This window comes from Lagierella sp. ICN-221743, from assembly GCF_037890055.1.
Taxonomy (GTDB): Bacteria; Bacillota; Clostridia; order Tissierellales; family Peptoniphilaceae; genus Mediannikoviicoccus.
Genome location: NZ_JBBKBD010000014.1, coordinates 30,061 through 48,847, shown reverse-complemented (window position 1 = coordinate 48,847; position 18,787 = coordinate 30,061). Strand labels below are relative to the sequence as shown.

Annotated in this window: 16 protein-coding genes and 1 pseudogene; 15 read left to right on the top strand and 2 right to left on the bottom strand. The window is 36.9% G+C overall.

Features of this window, described 5'->3' with window-relative positions:
* Positions 1 to 1,378 (top strand): annotated as a pseudogene (locus tag WKS98_RS07205) (helicase-related protein); the annotation flags it as partial.
* A gap of 40 nt (positions 1,379 to 1,418) precedes the next feature.
* Positions 1,419 to 2,078 (top strand): DNA-binding protein, encoded by a 660-nt coding sequence (locus tag WKS98_RS07200; protein ID WP_498918133.1) that lies wholly within the window; start codon positions 1,419 to 1,421, stop codon positions 2,076 to 2,078.
* A gap of 71 nt (positions 2,079 to 2,149) precedes the next feature.
* Here WKS98_RS07200 and WKS98_RS07195 read toward each other — a convergent pair whose 3' ends face one another.
* Together WKS98_RS07195 and WKS98_RS07190 are read right to left on the bottom strand one after the other, a co-directional pair.
* Positions 2,150 to 3,481 (bottom strand): relaxase/mobilization nuclease domain-containing protein, encoded by a 1,332-nt coding sequence (locus WKS98_RS07195; RefSeq protein WP_498918131.1) that lies wholly within the window; start codon positions 3,479 to 3,481, stop codon positions 2,150 to 2,152.
* A 2-nt stretch (positions 3,482 to 3,483) separates the two neighbouring features.
* Positions 3,484 to 3,840: a plasmid mobilization protein gene (locus WKS98_RS07190; protein ID WP_498918130.1), complete on the bottom strand. Its 357-nt coding sequence runs from the start codon at positions 3,838 to 3,840 to the stop codon at positions 3,484 to 3,486.
* Between the two features lie 589 nt (positions 3,841 to 4,429).
* On the opposite strand from WKS98_RS07190, the gene WKS98_RS07185 reads away from it, so the two are divergent.
* The 13 genes from WKS98_RS07185 to WKS98_RS07125 all read left to right on the top strand — a co-directional run bounded on the left by WKS98_RS07185 (position 4,430) and on the right by WKS98_RS07125 (position 18,636).
* Entirely contained in the window at positions 4,430 to 5,044 is a 615-nt protein-coding gene (locus WKS98_RS07185) for a TetR/AcrR family transcriptional regulator (RefSeq protein WP_000155678.1), read from the top strand.
* 66 nt (positions 5,045 to 5,110) lie between these two features.
* Positions 5,111 to 5,710: an MptD family putative ECF transporter S component gene (locus WKS98_RS07180; RefSeq protein ID WP_000797113.1), complete on the top strand. Its 600-nt coding sequence runs from the start codon at positions 5,111 to 5,113 to the stop codon at positions 5,708 to 5,710.
* The gene (locus WKS98_RS07175) at positions 5,711 to 6,415 is read left to right on the top strand and encodes an energy-coupling factor transporter transmembrane component T (protein ID WP_001162459.1); all 705 of its coding nucleotides are present in this window, start codon (positions 5,711 to 5,713) and stop codon (positions 6,413 to 6,415) included.
* A complete protein-coding gene (locus tag WKS98_RS07170) occupies positions 6,412 to 7,881 on the top strand; it encodes an ABC transporter ATP-binding protein (RefSeq protein ID WP_000569061.1) in 1,470 nt (489 codons plus the stop codon). The genes WKS98_RS07175 and WKS98_RS07170 overlap by 4 nt, the downstream gene beginning before the upstream one ends.
* Entirely contained in the window at positions 7,871 to 9,625 is a 1,755-nt protein-coding gene (locus WKS98_RS07165) for an ABC transporter ATP-binding protein (RefSeq protein WP_000791333.1), read from the top strand. Before WKS98_RS07170 ends, WKS98_RS07165 begins: the two co-directional genes overlap by 11 nt.
* A complete protein-coding gene (locus WKS98_RS07160) occupies positions 9,622 to 11,376 on the top strand; it encodes an ABC transporter ATP-binding protein (RefSeq protein WP_009346315.1) in 1,755 nt (584 codons plus the stop codon). Before WKS98_RS07165 ends, WKS98_RS07160 begins: the two co-directional genes overlap by 4 nt.
* The gene (locus WKS98_RS07155) at positions 11,373 to 11,957 is read left to right on the top strand and encodes an L-2-amino-thiazoline-4-carboxylic acid hydrolase (RefSeq protein ID WP_009346326.1); all 585 of its coding nucleotides are present in this window, start codon (positions 11,373 to 11,375) and stop codon (positions 11,955 to 11,957) included. The genes WKS98_RS07160 and WKS98_RS07155 overlap by 4 nt, the downstream gene beginning before the upstream one ends.
* Positions 11,958 to 12,698: a class I SAM-dependent methyltransferase gene (locus tag WKS98_RS07150; RefSeq protein ID WP_498918129.1), complete on the top strand. Its 741-nt coding sequence runs from the start codon at positions 11,958 to 11,960 to the stop codon at positions 12,696 to 12,698.
* A gap of 19 nt (positions 12,699 to 12,717) precedes the next feature.
* A complete protein-coding gene (locus WKS98_RS07145; protein ID WP_498918127.1) occupies positions 12,718 to 13,326 on the top strand; it encodes an MptD family putative ECF transporter S component in 609 nt (202 codons plus the stop codon).
* The gene (locus tag WKS98_RS07140) at positions 13,326 to 14,021 is read left to right on the top strand and encodes an energy-coupling factor transporter transmembrane component T family protein (RefSeq protein ID WP_001226868.1); all 696 of its coding nucleotides are present in this window, start codon (positions 13,326 to 13,328) and stop codon (positions 14,019 to 14,021) included. The genes WKS98_RS07145 and WKS98_RS07140 overlap by 1 nt, the downstream gene beginning before the upstream one ends.
* The gene (locus WKS98_RS07135; RefSeq protein ID WP_498918125.1) at positions 13,970 to 15,415 is read left to right on the top strand and encodes an ABC transporter ATP-binding protein; all 1,446 of its coding nucleotides are present in this window, start codon (positions 13,970 to 13,972) and stop codon (positions 15,413 to 15,415) included. The genes WKS98_RS07140 and WKS98_RS07135 overlap by 52 nt, the downstream gene beginning before the upstream one ends.
* Positions 15,416 to 15,436: 21 nt before the next feature.
* Positions 15,437 to 16,816, top strand: coding sequence for an MATE family efflux transporter (locus tag WKS98_RS07130; RefSeq protein ID WP_498918123.1), 1,380 nt, complete (start codon positions 15,437 to 15,439; stop codon positions 16,814 to 16,816).
* Positions 16,813 to 18,636 carry a serine hydrolase domain-containing protein gene (locus WKS98_RS07125; RefSeq protein ID WP_017646122.1) on the top strand — a complete coding sequence of 608 codons (1,824 nt, stop codon included), beginning with the start codon at positions 16,813 to 16,815 and terminating at the stop codon, positions 18,634 to 18,636. Before WKS98_RS07130 ends, WKS98_RS07125 begins: the two co-directional genes overlap by 4 nt.
* The last annotated feature ends 151 nt before the right edge of the window (positions 18,637 to 18,787 follow it).

Below are 18,787 nucleotides of genomic sequence, written 5' to 3'. Positions count from 1 at the left end.
GAATAAGCAGAAGTTCATTTCTCAGATTATGACTTCAAAGACTCCTGTTCGTGTGGCGGAAGATATGGACGAAAGTTCATTAAACTATGCAGAGATTAAAGCTCTTGCCACAGGTGATCCGAAGATTAAAGAGAAGATGGACTTGGATAATGAGGTTACAAAACTTAAAATGCTTGAAGCAAACTATAAGTCTAACCGTTACAGATTAGAGGATAAGGTGGCGAAAAATTATCCTGAAGAAATCGCAAGAACGGAAAAGCTCATAGAAGCTGTTAAGAAAGATATATCCGATGTAGAGCTTAAAGCGGAAGGCGAGGAAAAGTTTACTTCCATTACCATTGCAGGAGAAAAGATTACCGATAAGAAATTAGCCGGAGAAAAGTTGCTTGAAGCTATTTCTAAAGTGAAAATCAATGAAAGCAAGGTTATCGGTAAGTATAGAAACATGGATTTAGAAGTAAGTTACAACTTCTTCACCAATGAGCATAACTTCAGCTTAAACGGTGCTGCAAAGCATTCAGGAGAGCTTGGAACGAGTGCGGACGGTAATATAACAAGGCTTGATAATGCTCTTGAGAAAATGCCTGAGAAATTAAAGAGGCTTGAAGAAAAGATCTTCAGCACAAAAGAACAGCTTGAAAATGCCAAAGAGGAATTACAAAAGCCTTTTGAAAAAGCTGATGAACTAAAGAATAAGGTGCTTCGCTTGGCAGAACTGAATAAGCTCCTTGATATGGGAGAAGTGGAAGAAAAGAGAAATGATAATCCCCTTGTAGAAGATGTAAAACGAGCCATCATTGACTTCTGCAACAGAGAGTATGAAGAAAATAATAGTTATGATGAGTTTGACGCTCTATATCCTGATTTAAAGCACATAGGAATTGCTTATACTGATACACCGGATGAAAGACATGGTATACAGTTTGAGTTAGACCTTGAGAATTATACAGCAACTCAATATGTAAATGATGTTGTAGTAAGTCATTATGATTATGTAAAGGAAAATGGAAGTGTTGAAAAGGCACTTGATGTCATAAAATTTGAAATGGAAAATGGAGAGTTTACTACCTTTGTTTCGGTAAATGAAGAAGAATTAAAGCAAGCAATGGGACTTGAAATTGATGATGAAGGTAACTTCTATGATCCACTTTCTAAAGACCTTGATAATGATGGAATTGCTGACAGATATGACAATGACTTTAAGGACAGCGATTATTTTGAGTCAACCTATGATGTTGAAGATAATTTGCATACCAAAGAGGAAGCAACACAGAAAACAGAGGATAAGCCGTCTATTTTAGGACAAATTAGAGCCTATCAGGAAGAAAGTAAAACAGAAGAAAAACAAACTGCAAAAGAACAGGAATATGTACGATAAGGGAGGGAAACCTCCCTTTTGCCATGAAAGGAGATAAAACATGGATTACAAAACAATGAGAAATCAGATAGAAGATATGGTAAATGATAATCACAAGGACTTTGTTAAGGCGGTTATCAGCATGGAAAAAGGTATCAACGATGAAAGTGCTTTGGATAAGCTCTATGAGGCTTATATGGACAATGACAGCCTTAATTTACTGCATGAGGAATTTGATTACATGATTGAAGATTTAAGAGAACAGGGGCAGATTAAAGATCTTCCTTATGTTCAAGAGGAGAAAGATAATCTTGTCAATATCGTTGGAAATATTGTAGGAAAGATCGATGTAGTTGAAAGGGAAAATAAGAACGGAGAAGCCTTTAAGGTGGCAAATTTCTCTGTTGTTTCTAAAGATGATGATGGAAATAAGGTATATCACAATTGCTCCGCTTATGGAGAAAAGGGTGATATTCCAAAAGACTTTAAGCAGGGAGATTTTGTAAAACTCTTTGGACAGATTAGAACTTCCGTTGACGATAACGGCAAGGAACATACTAACATCAGGATACTTTCTTCAAAGCTCTTAAAGGCAAAAGAACAGATGAAAGGTCGAGATGAAAAGAAAGAGTCTGTGCTTGGAGCTATCAAAAAATATCAGGCTGAAAATAAGGAAAAGCCTAAAGAAAAGAAAGAAACATCAAAAGAAGCTGAGAGATAAACTTATGGTCGGTGTGGTCTTGGGACTGCACCGACTCTTTTTTTTTATTTGCGAAAAAAGGAGATGAAGCTCTATCTCTCCATCTCCTTACCCATATAAATTCCATAATTTTTTCGTATCTTGTAAAGCTCGTCCATAGTCGATTTTGAGGAAGAATACTTCTGCATAAGGGTATTCTTCTTTTCTTGTAATTTATCAAGCTCAGCTAAAATATCCTTTGAATTTGGGAGCTTGGAATAGGATTTTTTAAGCTCTGAGAGAGCATTTTCATATAGGGTAATCTGAGCTTTGTACTCTTCAAAAAATGCCTTATCAGACGGATTAGCCTTATATTCTTTGTAGTATTGCCTGTATTTTTTTACTGTATGAATTTGTTCCATAGTGCCAGAAAGTTCCTGCATTTCTTTATCAATAGCCTTGATTTTCTCTTGTATATTTTGCCTTTTATCAGCTGCTGTTTGAATATACTCGTCAAGCTGTTTAACGGATTTAATGCCATGTTCTCTGATATAAATAACAGAGTCAGCCATTGTATGAAGGTTATGTTTGGTTGCCCAATATTCGTAGCCTTTGCTTTCCTTTACCTTTGCATTGGTGTTCATGTCAATAACATTACCGATGCGTTTTTTGACGGCAGGAGTCTGGATATACTCTCTTTCTGCAATTCGTTCTTTTAATCTTTCTTCGGTATAATCTTCTCCAATTGTTTTAGCCCTTGTAAATCTCGCTTTATCTTTTGGCTTAAAAGCAATGTGCTTACCGTATTTGATTTCATAGCCAAGATCAGCCATCTTCTTTAAAAATTCGTCCCAGTCCTTAGACTGTTTTATCATTCTGTCAATGTCAAATTGAAGTCTACTTTTCCAAGAAGTGCCATGCTTTGCCTGTTCGTTTTCATACCAAGATTTACCGTTAATCTTATATTTTTTCTTATAGCTTTCGTAAAACTCGTCAATGACAGATAGGCTATTTTCTTTGCAGAGTTTATCACTCTGATAACGGATTTGGTGGTAGCTTTTCTTGTTAGACTGGTAGCACCTACCTGTTACCATATTTACATTATTGAAGATGATGTGATTGTGGATATGCCCCTTATCTACGTGAGTAGATAAGACAAATTCGTACTCATCTTTGAGTATCTTTTTACACAGCTCCATACCAATCTGGTGAGCTAATTCAGGGCTTGTTTCTCCCGGTAAAAATGATTGAATGAGATGTCTTGCAAGAACGGTTCCTTTTGTTCCTGCGTCATTTCGTGTCCTTAAAAACTGAGTGTGAGCAGTTGATTCGTGGCATTTATGAGTGCTTACTAAAAGCTGCTCGTCTGTTTTATCTCCATTTACAATGTAGTCGATAGCAAGATTAAGAGTCGATTTTATTGGGTGTATTTTTGTAATAGCCATTATTATTCACCTTCCGTTTCAGATGTTCTTTTCAGAAGTAGTGAATGAATTTGCCACAGCTCTTTTGAGAAATGTTCAATCTCTTTTTTTATATTACTGACGTCCTCTTTGTAGATTACACCTGTCGAATTTACTCGCTTTGCAATCTGATTGATGTTGTTTGTTGCATTAGAAAGTAAGCCTTGTAAATCTCTGAAAGGCTCTAAATCTACTTGATAAATTTCCTTTTCCAAAACGCATTTGCGGATGAAATGGCTCATGTTTCTACACTTTGAAAGTTTTCTTTTCTCTTCAAAAAGAGCCTTTTCTTCTTCAGTTAGTTTAATTTCAAGTCTTTCGTTTCTTATTCTATTTGCCATAGTTAGTTCCTCCTTTTAGTGTATTTCGGGGTCTTAGGGTTCTCCCTAACAAGCTAAAAATTGATAAAAAAAGAAGCAGATCCCCAAGGGCTGCTTCGTCAATTTTCCGTAAGTGTCCGTACACTTACTGTGCTTGCTACAAAAGAATGATTAGGGTAGCAAGCGTTAAGCTTTTATTAAGTATTACATTTGTATTATACCATAAATCAATTCCTTTAGCTGTATTTATATCATAGGTTTTGTATTAATTTTAAAATATTTCTCTCCATAGAAGAACGCAGATTTGTTGATTTATATGGTGAATAATTCCAATCGAAGGACTTTTGTAATTCTTTATTATTTTGCAATAGTTTACATTCATAATAAACATTTCTTTGTTTTAAGGCTCAAAAAGTTCTGGATTAAAGATAACATTAGCATTATAAGTTTAATTTGTTCTCGTATGATTTAATTTTTAGAGTAAATTTCAAACAGGAAATTGAAAAAATGTGAATATTATTATGAATGTAAAAAAACTATTGACAACAATATACCATCGGTATATACTGATAGTATATACCGATGGTATATTGTTGATGGAGGTGTTTAAATGACTATTTCTGAGACTCAAAAGAAAATATTGGCAGTCGGCAAGAAAGAATTTTTAAAAAAAGGATTTAAGGATGCTTCACTTAGAATAATTGTCGAGGAAGCAGGATTTACGAAAGGTGCTTTTTATGGTTACTATCCTAATAAAGCGGCCTTATTTGAAGCTATTGTTTCTGATGTAGCTGATGGGTTAATAGAACAGTTCAAAGCTGCACAAGATGCACATTTTGATTTAATTCCAGAAAATAAAACTTTAGAAAGCAGAGAGCTGTCTACAAAATATCTTTTGCATTTTGTGAATTATATTTATGATTATTTTGAAGAATTCAAGCTTGTAATTTGCTGTTCTGAAGGCACAAAATACGAAGATTATATTCATGAACTTGTAGAATTGGAAGTATCCCGTACGGAAAAATATTACGCTATTCTTAAAGAAAAAGGCAAAATGGCAGGAAACGTCAGTCATGATTTACATCACATGATTACCAGTGCATATTTTACAGCTGTTTTTGAAACGATTGTGCATGATATGACAAGAGAACAAGCCATTAAATATGTTAAAGAGCTTGCAGTTTTTTTTAATTCGGGATGGGATGGACTTTTAAGGTTTAAATAAAGCGTAAAATTTTCACGCAAGGTTAGCAAAGGCTAACAACTATATTTAGAAAGGATATAGATTATTATGAAAAATAGAGAAAATATATTACTAACAAGAGATTATATTTCCATAGGCGTTTTTTCACTTATTTATTTTGTTATTGCATTTGTTATAGGCGGTATCGCACAAATGACACCTGTCACTTTTCCGTTTATGCCGATGATAGTAGCTTTATTTGCGGGCAGTGTTTTTATGTTATACACCGCTAAAATACCGAAGCGCGGATCACTTTCCATACTTGGTATACTTGCCGGAATCTTGTTATTTGTTACCGGTATGTTTTGGATGATGTCGGTATTTTTCATCGTATTTGGATTTATTGCGGACTTTATTTGCCAATCAGGAAATTTCAAATCATTCAGAAGAAATTTACTTGCCTATTGCGTGTTTGCGCTGTCTCCAATGGGAGCCTATATTCCCATGGCTATCATGCCTGCACAGTTTGATGAATTCATGCGTAGAAAAGGAGATGTTTCTTCTTTTGAAGGAATCATCAATGCTATTAGAATAAATTGGTGGGTTATCCCCTTAATGATTTTGGGGACAATTATTTGTGCCATAATCGGAGGCCTTATAGGTAAAAAATTATTGAAAAAACATTTTGAAAAAGTGGGGATTATATAAATGGCTTTAGATCCCAGAACAAAGCTGCTGATTTTATCAATAACAAGTATTTCCGTGTTTCTGAATGAAAGTATCGTTATAGAATGCCTTTTTACAGCAATCCCTATATTATTGCTCTTACAGGCGAAAGAGTTCCGTACTGCTTCAAAATACGGAATTCTCTTTATTGTGTTATTGATGGTACAGCTTTTTGTTATATCAAAATTACCTGTTACGATCGGAGGCATCATATATATGTTTGATGTCTATATAAGAAAACTTATTCCTTGTTTTATGCTCGGCACATTTTTAATACAAACTACAAAGGTCAGTGCTTTTTTAGCTGCATTCAGTCGATTGCATTTGCCTAAAGGTTTCACTATTGCACTTTCTGTTACATTGCGATACTTTCCGACAATGGCTGAGGAATGGAACTATATTAAGGACGCCATGGCTCTTCGAGGGATAACCGCTTCTTTTACAGGATTTTTACGCCATCCGGTCAAAATAATGGAGTATGTATATGTACCCATGCTGGTATCTGCTTCTAAAATCTCTGATGAAATCACACAAGCCGCAATTACAAGAGGAATAGATCATGTCGGAAGGCGCAGCTGTATGGAAAAAGTTTGTTTTTCAATCCATGATGCTCTGATTGTAACAATCTATATAGGGATTATTTGCATGATATTTTTTGATTTTTTACGAGGAGGTGTATTCCCTTGATTGAATTTATAAAACTTTCTTTTTCCTACAAGGATATGGAAAAAGCTTCTTTACGGGAATTACACTTAAATATTCCAAAAGGACAATGTGTTCTCTTGTGCGGTGCATCAGGATGCGGAAAAACGACTCTTACCAGATTGGTAAACGGGCTGATTCCTCATTTTTTTGAAGGAAAACTTTCAGGCAAAGTAACTGTAAAAGGAATGAATGTTGCCGAGACCGAAATTTCAACTCTTTCCGATAGTGTCGGCACGGTTTTTCAAAATCCGAGAACACAATTTTTCAACACAGATACAGATAGTGAAATTGTTTTCGGACTGGAAAACAGAATGCTGGAGATGAAAGAATTAAAACAGCAGCTTGAAAGGATTACTAAAGATTTGCATATAGAAAAATTAAAAGGATGCAGCATTTTTGAACTTTCCGGAGGGGAAAAACAAAAAATTGCATTTGCGTCTGTGTATGCCACGAATCCGGATATTTTTGTATTGGATGAACCGTCCTCAAATCTGGATTTTCATTCCGTGCTTGAACTGAAAAAACTGATAGAAAAAATAAAACAACAAGGGAAAACGATTATCATTGCAGAACATCGCTTGTGGTATTTAACAGATGTTGCAGACAGGGTCATCTTAATGCAGGAGGGTCAGATTTTTAAGGATATGAGTATACAGGATTTTTGCGAGCTCCCGCTTGAACAAATACAAAATATGGGGCTCAGGTGTCGAAATCTTTCTGAAATCAAAACAAATACCAATGATAAAAAATTTTCCCAACACACCTTAGAGCTGAAAGATATTCATGTCAAATATGGTGAAAAGATTATCTTGCAAAACATCTCTTTTACCGCAAATGGTGGAGAGATCGTCGCAATTACCGGCGCAAACGGAACAGGAAAAACGACACTGGCACGCACGATATGCGGACTGATAAAACAAAAATCGGGAAATATTTTTGTAGACGGCAGGAGTTTGTCTGCAAAAGCGCGTATTAAAAAATCTTACATGGTGATGCAGGATGTCGGACATCAACTTTTTACGGATTGTGTGGAAACAGAATGCACACTCGGAACAAAAACAACAGATGAGTCTGTTATTGACGAAACTTTATCGGCCTTATCTCTTTCCGAATTAAAAAACAGACATCCCCTTTCACTTTCAGGAGGACAAAAACAGAGGTTGGCAGTGGCAATCAGCTTGCTTTGTGATAAAGAAATTCTTATTTTCGATGAACCGACCAGTGGGCTTGACTTAAAAAGCATGCGGGAAGTAGGAACGATGGTAGAGAGACTTTCTGAACAGGAAAAAATCCTGCTCATTATTACACACGACATTGAATTTATAAAAACAATATGTTCCAGAGTTTTGCTTTTGTCAGGCGGTAAAATAATTGCCGATTTGAGAGGTGAAGAAAAGAAAAATATCGAAAAATATATTTTAGCAGAAGGAGATCGAAATGAAGAATAAGAAGAACAAAAACACATTGCATCGCTTATTTGAGTTTGCCGGATCATGTAAAGGCTTGCTTTTAAGTTCGGTTGTTTTTGCCGTTCTTGGTGCAGGGTTTGGAATCGTCCCGTATATTGCAGTTTCACGCATTATTATTCAAATATGCGCCGGCGATTACAGCTTGAAATCAATCATGCCGATGGCAGTAATTGCTCTTTTGGGGTACCTTTTGCAGCTTGGTCTATCAACTGTATCTACGGTGCGGTCTCACAAAGCCGCATTTACTATACTAAAAAATATTCGTACTGCACTTACGAAAAAGTTGTCACGAGTGCCCATGGGATTTGTCTTGGATACCCCGTCAGGAAAATTCAAAACGATGCTTGTAGATACGGTTGAAAAACTGGAGTTACCCCTTGCTCACATGATACCGGAATTAACAGCAAATATTATGATTCCTGTCTTAATGTTGATTTATTTCATGTTCCTTGATTGGAGGCTGGCACTTATTGCTCTTGCAACCTTTCCTGTCGGGATGCTCTGTTATATGGGAATGATGAAAGATTATGAGAAGCGTTATGACAGAGTTATTAAAGCCGCAAAAGCTATGGATGCCGCTACGGTTGAATATATAGGCGGAATCGAAGTGGTTAAGGCTTTTAATCAAAGTAGCGATTCTTATCGCAAATATGCAGAGGCGGTAAAGGAGAATGAAAATTCTAAATCGGAATGGTTCAAAAAGACGAATCCGTACTATGCGGCAGGTATTGCAATAGCACCCTCAAGTCTAATCGGAGTTCTTCCTGTCGGAAGTTTGTTTTATATAGGCGGAAGCATAAGCGCAGGCAGTTTTATATCCTGCATTATTTTATCATTGGGCTTGATTGCTCCGCTTATTCAGGCATTGCGATATACAGACAGCCTTGCTATGGTAGATGCCACCGTAAAAGAAATCGGAAGCCTTTTGGATACGGAAGAAATGGAACGCCCGGAAAAACGAGTACAGCTTAAAGGAGAAAAAATAGAATTTTCCAACGTCTCTTTCTCTTACAAGGATACAGAGGTTTTACACAGCATTTCCTTTGAAGCGAATGAAAATGAAATGACGGCTTTGGTCGGACCGTCGGGATCGGGCAAATCCACTGTCGCCAGACTCATTGCGTCTTTTTGGAATGCGGGAAGCGGAACCGTGAAAATAGGCGGTGTCGATGTGCAGAACATACCGCTTTCGCAGATAATGGAACATATTGCGTATGTTTCACAGGATAATTATTTGTTTCATCTTTCTATACGAGAAAATATACGAATCGGTAAGCCGGATGCTACAAACAGCGAAATCGAAAATGCAGCAAAAAAAGCGGCATGCCATGATTTTATTACATCACTTCCCAATGGCTACGATACCGTTGTCGGAGACAGCGGAAGCAATCTTTCCGGCGGAGAAAAGCAGCGCATTGCCATTGCAAGAGCCATATTAAAAGACAGCCCCGTAGTTATTTTAGATGAAGCTACCGCCTTTACAGACCCTGAAAATGAGTCGATAATTCAGCACTCCATCAGCGAGCTTGTAGCGGGAAAAACGCTGATTGTCATTGCACATCGATTATCTACTATCACATCAGCCGATAAGATTATCGTCATGAATGCAGGAAATATAGAAGCGGAAGGAAAACATGAGGAGCTTACCCAAAATTGTGTTCTTTACAGAGAACTTTGGAATACACATATCAGCACGCTTGATATGAAGGAGGTATCAGCATGATTCAGATGTTCAGACGACTTTTGGATTTTTCCGGAATGGAAAGAAAAAGATTGATTTTATCGTTTATTTTTCATATGTGCAATTCCGTGTTTGAGATGCTTCCCATTATGGCTGTGCTTGCAGTTTTGAACGGAATACTATTATCACTTTCAAGTGGCTTCATGTCGATTAAAACAATATGGGCAGCCTTGGGGATTATGCTTTTAAGTATTTCAGGACGCATTCTATTTACGAATCTTTCCGCTGTAAAAAGAACCCTTGGAAGCTTTTCCATGTGTTCCAAATGGCGCATGGAGCTTGGCGAAAAATTAAAACGCGTACCTATGGGATATTTTAATGAGCATCGCCTTGGAGATATTACAGCGGCAGTTACTACAACACTTGGAGATCTGGAAACCAATGCAGTTACCGTCATGGAAGCGGTAGCCGGAGGATTTATCCACGCTGCAGTGATAGGGATATGGCTTTTGTTTTATGAATGGAAAATTGGAGTTTTGATGTTCATAGGGCTTTTTCTTTCCCTTTGTGTGTACGCAAAAACACAAAAAGCTGGTATGAAATATTCTCCGCGCAGGCAAGCTGCACAGGCCGGACTTGTTACAGGCATTTTAGAATATATACAGGGGATGTCCGTGATAAAGGCATTCGGACTTGCCGACCGTTCGGACAAATCCGTAGACGCTGCAATCAATGAAAGCGCAGAGGCAAACATCGCTTTAGAAAAAGTTTTCTCCGGCTTAGCTGCCGTCTTTCAAATGATATTCAAATTTGCCAGATTCGCAATCCTTGTTGTTGCACCATACCTGCTTATGAACGGAGAAATAACTCCTGAAAAGTGCCTGCTCCTTATTGTCGCAAGCTTTATGATTTATACGACTGTGGAGCTTGCAGGAAGTACGGCTGCCGTTGCAAGAGTTGTGGATGCTTCTTTAGACAGATTGGAAACAATATCCAATATTCCCCTTCTTGATGAAAAGGGAACAGACCTTATCCCGAAAGCATACGACATAACCGTTTCAAACATTTCCTTTGCATATGAGGAAAAGGAAATTCTGCACGATGTAAGCTTTTCTGTTCCTCAAGGTACGAGCTGTGCCATTGTAGGACCATCAGGCTCAGGAAAGACGACCCTTTGCAGTTTAATTGCACGCTTTTGGGACGTAAAAGATGGTGAGATTCTTTTAGGTGGCGTTAATGTAAAAGACTATACTTGCGATAGCCTTCTTAAGAATTTTTCCATTGTGTTTCAAAGGGTTTACCTTTTTGAAGATACCATTGAAAATAACATTCTTTTTGGAAAACCGCAGTCAACAAAAGAAGAAATAGTGTCCGCGGCAAAGAAAGCATGCTGCCATGATTTCATATCCGCACTTCCGGATGGATACCAAACAAAGATTGGAGAAGGAGGTGCAACCCTTTCCGGCGGTGAGAAGCAGCGAATCTCTATCGCACGAGCGATTTTGAAAGATGCACCTGTTGTCATTTTAGATGAGGCTACGGCAAGTGTCGATCCTGAAAACGAACGGGAATTGCAGCAGGCTATTTCAGAGCTGACAAAAAATAAAACGCTTCTGATGATTGCTCACAGGTTGAATACAGTTCGAGAAGCAGATCAAATTCTTGTTCTTGAAAATGGACGAATTGTGCAAAGAGGAAAACATCAGGAGCTGATACAGCAGGAAGGACTTTATCGACGATTTGTTGAAATTCGGGGAAATGCAATTGGATGGAAATTAGGAGGCCTGGAATGACATACAAAAAATTTTACTTCGGAAAGTTAAATGCACAGATATTAAAAAAAATAGATGCGGAACATAAAACAAAAATGAAGCAGCTCATCAAAGAAATCAATCAAGGATCATGGACGGAAAAACAGAAAAAAAGGCAAAAAAGAAGCATTATTTCAAATATAGCCCTATACCGATGTTTCATAGATAAAGGGCTTTCAAAAAATGAGGCAAAAGAATTGGTAAAGGAGTATTCATTTTATGTTGCCCAAAAGGCACATAAGCTTTTGAAAACATTTTTTTATATCCCCGGGTTTTTCAGGCTGTTCCGCTTGTTTATGAAAAAAGGGATGTCGGGCGATGAAATATGGAAAAGCAGAATCCTGTCGGATGACGGGGAATACTACCGTGTCGATGTGCTCAAGTGCCTTTGGGCGGATACCTGCAATTTTTTTGAATGCCCAGAGCTTTGTGAGATATTCTGTCTGTGTGATCATATCGTATTCGGAAATATAAAGGGATTTGTATTTGAAAGAAGTCAGACACTGGGAATGAACGGTGAAAAATGCGACTTTTGCTTCATAAATAGGAAAGGGGAAAGTTAAATGAATAGGGCTGAGGAAAAATGGTCCGGGGATGCCGGAAAAATGAAAATGTTTCTTCTTCAAGAAATAGAAGAAAGAGGTCTGGAATGGAGAGATTTGTTAGAACGGTGTCTTGGAGATTGTCAAAAAAACAAAATTTTAGATGTCGGATGTGGAACCGGGTTTATTTCGCTGCTTCTTGCACAAATTGGGTGTGATGTCATTGCAATAGACAATAATGTCGCAATGCTCAAGGAAGCTGAAAAAATATCTGAGGAGTTAGGATTTTCAAATAAAATCACTTTTATGCTTAAAGACACAGAGTTAGTGGATTTTCCCGATAATACCTTTAATGCAGTGGTCTCAAGACATGCCTTTTGGCTATTTAATAATCCGAAAAAAGTTTATGCGCAGTGGTACAGAATTTTGAAATCCGGCGGTTGTATGCTGAATTTAGATGCAAATTGGCTTTTCCCTTTTTGGGGAGAGGAACAGGCAAAGCTCTTTCAGTCAGATGAAAACATTTTAACAAAACGCTACGGCAAATTTCAGGATTATTATCATGATACAGATATGATGGACGAATTGAAAAAACTCCCTTTAAGTTATATAAAACGCCCGGAATGGGATTTGGAAACATGCAGAGAAACAGGTTTTAAGAACATTGAAACAGAGACACTGTTACAGGAAAAGTATTGGAATCCTTTTATGGCACGCAGGTATCGCACGATGCCGACCTTTATCATCAAAGCTCAAAAGTAATATTTACGGAGGAAAATAAATGAAAAAAAATAAAGCATTAAAATGGGAAATTAAAGATGTCATTGCGGCTGCTCTGTTGAGTCTCTTTCTCATTCTCATCCAGTTTATTGTAAATATGGTATGCATGACCAATCATTTTGTCAGTATGGTTTTATCAGTTGGTTTTACCATGTTCTTATGTGCACCTGTCTATTATCTGCTTTTGTGTCGGGTAAGGAAGCACTTTGTCAGCCTTGTTTATATGAGTATCGTCGGTATGATTTATCTGTTGATGGGGAACTGGTATCTTTTACCGTACTTTGTTGCAATTGGTATGATATGCGAAGCAATCTTGTGGAAAGATTGTTCTGAAAGGAATTCAAAACAAATTATAGCATCGTGGACTGTTGCCAGTCTTTTATATAACGGTGTCAATTTACTGCCGATTTGGTTCTTTTGGGAAACCTATTACAGCTTTGCAAAAAGCGGTGGCATGGATCAAAGCTATATAGACTCATATATCAGCTACTATAAGACTCCCGGATGGATTATATTCATTATTATCTTTACGGCGATATGTGGGCTTGCGGGTGGTCTGGCAGGAAAAAAAATTATGGGAAAACATTTCAAAAAAACGGGACTTCTATAATGAGAAAAATTTCTTTTGCTGTCATAACTAAAATATGGGGATTCATTTGTGTACTAATAGCCATTTATATGGGAAAAGATGTCGTTTTCAGCTGCATCCTTACAATTGCCACTTTTTTATATTTAGGTATACAAGGGAAATGGAAAATCGTATTTGATTACGGCATATTCTATATCTTATTGGGAATTTTACTCTACGCCATACAACGTTTCGGACTTCATATGCTGATTTTTTCGGAGTTTTATGTGCTGATGCTTTGGAATCTTTCTCCTGCTTTCTTGGTATCATGGGATTTGATTACAACACCGCCTGGAAAAATTTCGGCATTCCTAAGTTCCATTCACCTTCCTACATCCGTTATTTTGGGTGTCCTTGTAGTATTTAGATTCTTCCCTACCATGAAATCGGAGTTAAGGAGTGTGTATCTATCTATGAAAAACAGAAATTTGACAGGTCTTAAACAGATATTGCAAGCACCTGCAAAGACATGTGAATATGTGCTGATTCCCCTACTCGTCAGAATCTTGATGATAGCAGATCAGCTTTCCGTTTCAGCTATTGCAAGAGGTGGGGAATCACCGGGGAAAAGAAGCAGCTACTATGAGAGCAAGATTGAAATAACGGATATATTTGCCATGATTTTATGGTTCGCTTTGATATCGGGTTATTTATGGATAGGAGGCATGAGAATATGATCGACTTACAGAATGTTTCCTTTCAGTATGCGGATAGCAATTATGGTGTGACGAATATAAATTTAGTGATAAAAGCCGGTGAATGTGTGGTTTTGACAGGAAAATCAGGATGTGGAAAAACGACCATTACAAGACTTATCAACGGTCTTGCTCCAAAATATTACAAAGGAACAAAAAAAGGCAGTATACGAATTGCAGGAAAAGATATTGAAATGATGCCGTCCTATGATATCGGTAAAATTGTTGGCAGCATATTTCAAGATCCTCAAAGACAATTCTTTTCATCAGAGCTTGAGGGTGAAATAGCATTTGGATGTGAAAATTACGGTTTCTCAAAGTTTGAAATTCAAAAAAGAACAAAGGATGCTATTCATAAGATGAGATTGGAAAACATAGGAAAGATTTCCTTAGATTTGCTTTCAAGTGGTGAAAAACAACGAGCAGCAGTAGCTTCTGTATATGCAATGCATCCGGAGGTTTTTGTGTTTGATGAGCCGACTGCAAATCTGGACAAAGACGGCATCATTCAAATGAAAAACATCCTTATGCAGTTAAAGAAAGCAGGATACACATTGCTGATTGCCGAGCATCGTCTCAGTTGGACAGAAGAACTTGCCGACAGGTATTTATATATGAAAGACGGACAGATACAGCATGAATATTCTTCTTTAGAATTTAGTACAATGAATGACTTGGAACGCATTTCAAAGGGACTTCGCCGTATTATAAATAAACCTTTTACAAAACAGATTGCCCCACCCCGAACGGACAATATTGCAATACAAGGAGAAAGGCTCTCTCTCAAGAAAAATAAAAAACAAATATTAAAAAATGTGGATATTTTTGCTAATGAGAAAAGTGTTACTGCAATCACAGGCAACAATGGTGCGGGAAAAACCAGTTTAGCTTTAATTTTAAGCGGACTTGAAAAATTAACAGAAGGTAATGTTTATATTCATGGTGAGAAGGCAGGGTACAGAGAACTTTGCAAACATACCTATTACTGTTCAAATGACACAGGGACACAATTTTTTACAGAAAGCATTTCAAAAGAACTTTTGCTTGGAACAAAATATGATGCAGAGAATTTAGAAAATGCAAAAAAATTGCTTAAGGATATGTGTTTATACGAATATAAAGATTCTCATCCTGCTTCCTTGTCGGGAGGTCAAAAACAAAGACTTGCAGTATGCTGTGCGTTGTTGTCAGGTAAAGATATTTTGATACTTGACGAACCGACCAGTGGCTTGGATGCCGAAAATATGTTTTTGATTGCAAGGGAACTAAAGAAAGCTGCAGAAAAAGAAAAAACTATTTTGGTAATCACTCATGATGAGGAATTTATGGATGCTTGCTGTGAATACAGAATAAGTATCGATAAAACGCAAAAATAAAGGACAAGGAGGGTTTTTATAATGGATGTTCGTGATAAATTACTTATGGAAAATCCTTGGAAATTGATGATTCATCTTAGTTTGCCGGCAATTTTGGGTCAACTGATAGTAGGATTATATGCCTTTGTCGATTCAATTTATGTCGGGCAAATGGTGGGAACCGATGCCATGAGTGCAGTTTCGGCGGCATCTCCGTTTGTATTAATCAATAATGCGATTGCTGTTCTTCTTGGGATAGGTTCGGGCTCTGTACTTTCTCGGGCAATCGGAAAAAAAGATAAAGAAACCGTGGATAAGATTATAGGAAATCTAACTTTCTTGGTAATCGTTTTATCATCAGTAGTTATGATTATCGGTATCATATTTGCTCCTGAATTTTTACGCTTATCTGGTGCCGGCGGTGAAGTGATGGAGATGGGTGTTTCTTATTTAAGAACAGTATATCTCGGCTCCATATTCGTAAATTTTATGCAGGGTGCAAATATGGTAATAAGGGCAGAGGGTCGCATGGGAATTGCAATGGGAATCATGGCGGCTGGTGCTATTTTAAATATTATATTAGATCCTATATTCATTCTGTTTATGCCATCTCGAGGACCGCAAGCTGTTGCAATCGCAACTGTGATTTCTCAAATCAGTCAAGCTTTGGTCACCTTAATATACTTCTTGAAAAAAAGTCCGGTGGTTCGTTTTCATGGGATAAAACCTGCAAAAGATTTATTACCTGAAATTTTTTCCGTGGGAATGAGCGCTATGCTCATGCAAATTATGATGTTGGTTCAAATGACAGTTGTATATAATACGGCAGTGCATTTTGGCGGAGAAAAGCAAATAGCTCTTATGGGAGCCGCTCAAAGAGTTATGCAGCTTGCATTTGTTCCGATATGGGGAATGAGTCAAGGGATGCAGCCCGCTGTCGGAACAAATTTCGGAGCAAAAGAATATATAAGGGTTAAAAAACTTACGAATGTATTTATTATAGGTTCTACTTGTCTTGCCGGATTTTTCTTTGCCATAATTGAAATTTTTTCAGTGCAGATATTATCTGCATTTATTACCGATTCAGTTATTGTAAGTTCAGGATTATCTAATTTTAGGCTTATGTACTGCATATTTCCTACTTATGGCATGCTCATAATGACAGTCACTTATTTTCAGGCTATCGGTAAAGCAAAGCAGGCAGGAGTAATGGTTATACTAAGGCAACTTGCGCTTGTAATCCCTTTAGTATTGATATTACCTCGTTTTCTGAACGAAAATGTTCTCGGAGTATGGCTGGCGTTGCCTTTGAATGATGTCGTTATAATTTTGATTGCCATTATATTGCTAATTAGTGAATACAAGCGCATTACTAAGCTTGCACAGGAAATAAACAAGGTTAATGTTGGTGAGATATCATGAAAAAAATCGTCATTTTGAGTTGTTTCATTGCTTTTGCCTTTGTCGTTTTATTTCCGCGTTCCTTTATTTTTGCTGCGGAAGAAACTGAACATTACGAAACTGTTATTGATAAAGTTGCGGATGCGTATATAGGTAAAAGCGTTCCAGGTGCATGTGTCATTGTATCTGAACACGGAGAAATTGTGTTTTCAAAAGCCTACGGATACGCTGATTTAGAAAAAAATATACCTATGGATCCTGAAAACACAGTTTTTGAATGGGGATCAATATCAAAAACCTTTATATGGGTAGGTGTGATGCAATTAAATGAAGAAGGAAAAATTGATTTGGATGCGGATATTCGCAACTATCTACCAAAAGGTTTTTTGAAAAATTTACACTATGATACACCTATTACAATGCGTCATCTCATGAATCATACGGCGGGCTTCGAGGAGCAGCTTATTAACCTTCGCTATTTTGAAAGTGATAAGGAATTTACATTAGCCGAAGTCTTGTCCTCACATCAACCCGAACAGGTATTTTCACCGGGCAAGGTAAGCGCATATTCTAACTGGGGCGCTGCATTAGCTGCATTTATTGTAGAAAGAGTGAGTGGTCAAAATTACAAAGAATATGTAAATGAACACATTTTGAAACCTTTAGATATGAACAATACATCGATAGGTCCATTTCAAAATGATAATCCTACGATTTTGGCAAGAAAGGCAGTCGGTTATTCTTTTTTTGAAAAGGGATTCCGCAAAGAACCGAATATGTATTTAAGAATGTACCCTGCTGGTGGAATGAATGGCTCAGCTGGGGATTTGTTGAATTATGCACAAGAGCTGGCTAAAAATAATGATAAAGATAATCTATTGTTTAATAATCCTCATACTAAAAAAGAAATGTTTACAGAAACCTATCGCTCCTATGGTGCAAATTCAGGTTTATCTCACGGCTTCTGGCAATATGCGAATAATCCGGAAATGCATGGACATGAAGGTGGAACATACGGATTCAAAACACAAATATGGGTAGAACCGAAAAATGAGAGAGCAATTTTAATATTGACAAATGTAATGGAGACGGAGTTTTGCTCAGAGATTATGGAAAAAATTGCATATACAGAAGCTGATGAAAAAAAGATAAAAGAAAATTTAGATCTCAAGATGTTAAGCGGAGATTATCTTCCTGCCCGCTCTGCATTGAAAAATGTTGGAAAAATACAAGGGAAAAAGCAAATGATTTCCATTAGAGTGACAGATGGAAATCGTCTTTGTCTTACCATGCCATTTGAAGATAAAAAGCAATATTACGAACAAATAGATTCTAACATTTTCTTTTGTAAGGATGCGAGTCCTGAAGAAAAAATACTTGCTTTTAATATAAATGACGGCAAAGTACATTCTATGAGCTTTAGATTAGCTCATGATTATATCCCTGCCACTAACACACAAGGGAAAATAGCATTTTTGTTCAGCTTGGGAACTTATATATCAACCACATTATTATTTTTAACATTACTGATTATATGCATCATTTCAACGCTACAAAGGTGGAAGAGATGTATGCGACATCATATATATCTATATATTTGTGGAGCTATGCTTGGGATTTCTGGAATTACAGGAATGGCTCATTGGTTTTCAATATATGAAATTCTTGCTCATGAACTTATGATTATTATTATTGCTGGATGGTGTTTTAGTATTATAGGGATTTTATGTGGAGGATATGCAATTTTCAAAGAAAGAAGTATCAAAAACAGTGGATTACTACTAATATTTATAGCTCAGATTTTTTCGGCATATTATCTTGGGTTTTTAACTGTTGTATAGAGGATCTTTTAAAAGAATGCTCTAATATATATTTTTCGAGTAAGGAAAATTTGATTAAATAGTGGAGGTAATTGCTATGTGTTATGTAGGGTCTGTTATTTATATAGAAAATAATAATAGACCTTTTTGATGTCAGTAATTATTATAAACA

Bases quoted from the DNA above. Each gene is read 5' to 3' on its own strand.
- WKS98_RS07200 (WP_498918133.1), top strand. From the start codon at position 1,419: ATGGATTACAAAACAATGAGAAATCAGATAGAAGATATGGTAAATGAT.
- WKS98_RS07195 (WP_498918131.1), bottom strand. From the start codon at position 3,481: ATGGCTATTACAAAAATACACCCAATAAAATCGACTCTTAATCTTGCT.
- WKS98_RS07190 (WP_498918130.1), bottom strand. From the start codon at position 3,840: ATGGCAAATAGAATAAGAAACGAAAGACTTGAAATTAAACTAACTGAA.
- WKS98_RS07185 (WP_000155678.1), top strand. From the start codon at position 4,430: ATGACTATTTCTGAGACTCAAAAGAAAATATTGGCAGTCGGCAAGAAA.
- WKS98_RS07180 (WP_000797113.1), top strand. From the start codon at position 5,111: ATGAAAAATAGAGAAAATATATTACTAACAAGAGATTATATTTCCATA.
- WKS98_RS07175 (WP_001162459.1), top strand. From the start codon at position 5,711: ATGGCTTTAGATCCCAGAACAAAGCTGCTGATTTTATCAATAACAAGT.
- WKS98_RS07165 (WP_000791333.1), top strand. From the start codon at position 7,871: ATGAAGAATAAGAAGAACAAAAACACATTGCATCGCTTATTTGAGTTT.
- WKS98_RS07160 (WP_009346315.1), top strand. From the start codon at position 9,622: ATGATTCAGATGTTCAGACGACTTTTGGATTTTTCCGGAATGGAAAGA.
- WKS98_RS07155 (WP_009346326.1), top strand. From the start codon at position 11,373: ATGACATACAAAAAATTTTACTTCGGAAAGTTAAATGCACAGATATTA.
- WKS98_RS07150 (WP_498918129.1), top strand. From the start codon at position 11,958: ATGAATAGGGCTGAGGAAAAATGGTCCGGGGATGCCGGAAAAATGAAA.
- WKS98_RS07145 (WP_498918127.1), top strand. From the start codon at position 12,718: ATGAAAAAAAATAAAGCATTAAAATGGGAAATTAAAGATGTCATTGCG.
- WKS98_RS07140 (WP_001226868.1), top strand. From the start codon at position 13,326: ATGAGAAAAATTTCTTTTGCTGTCATAACTAAAATATGGGGATTCATT.
- WKS98_RS07135 (WP_498918125.1), top strand. From the start codon at position 13,970: ATGGTTCGCTTTGATATCGGGTTATTTATGGATAGGAGGCATGAGAAT.
- WKS98_RS07130 (WP_498918123.1), top strand. From the start codon at position 15,437: ATGGATGTTCGTGATAAATTACTTATGGAAAATCCTTGGAAATTGATG.
- WKS98_RS07125 (WP_017646122.1), top strand. From the start codon at position 16,813: ATGAAAAAAATCGTCATTTTGAGTTGTTTCATTGCTTTTGCCTTTGTC.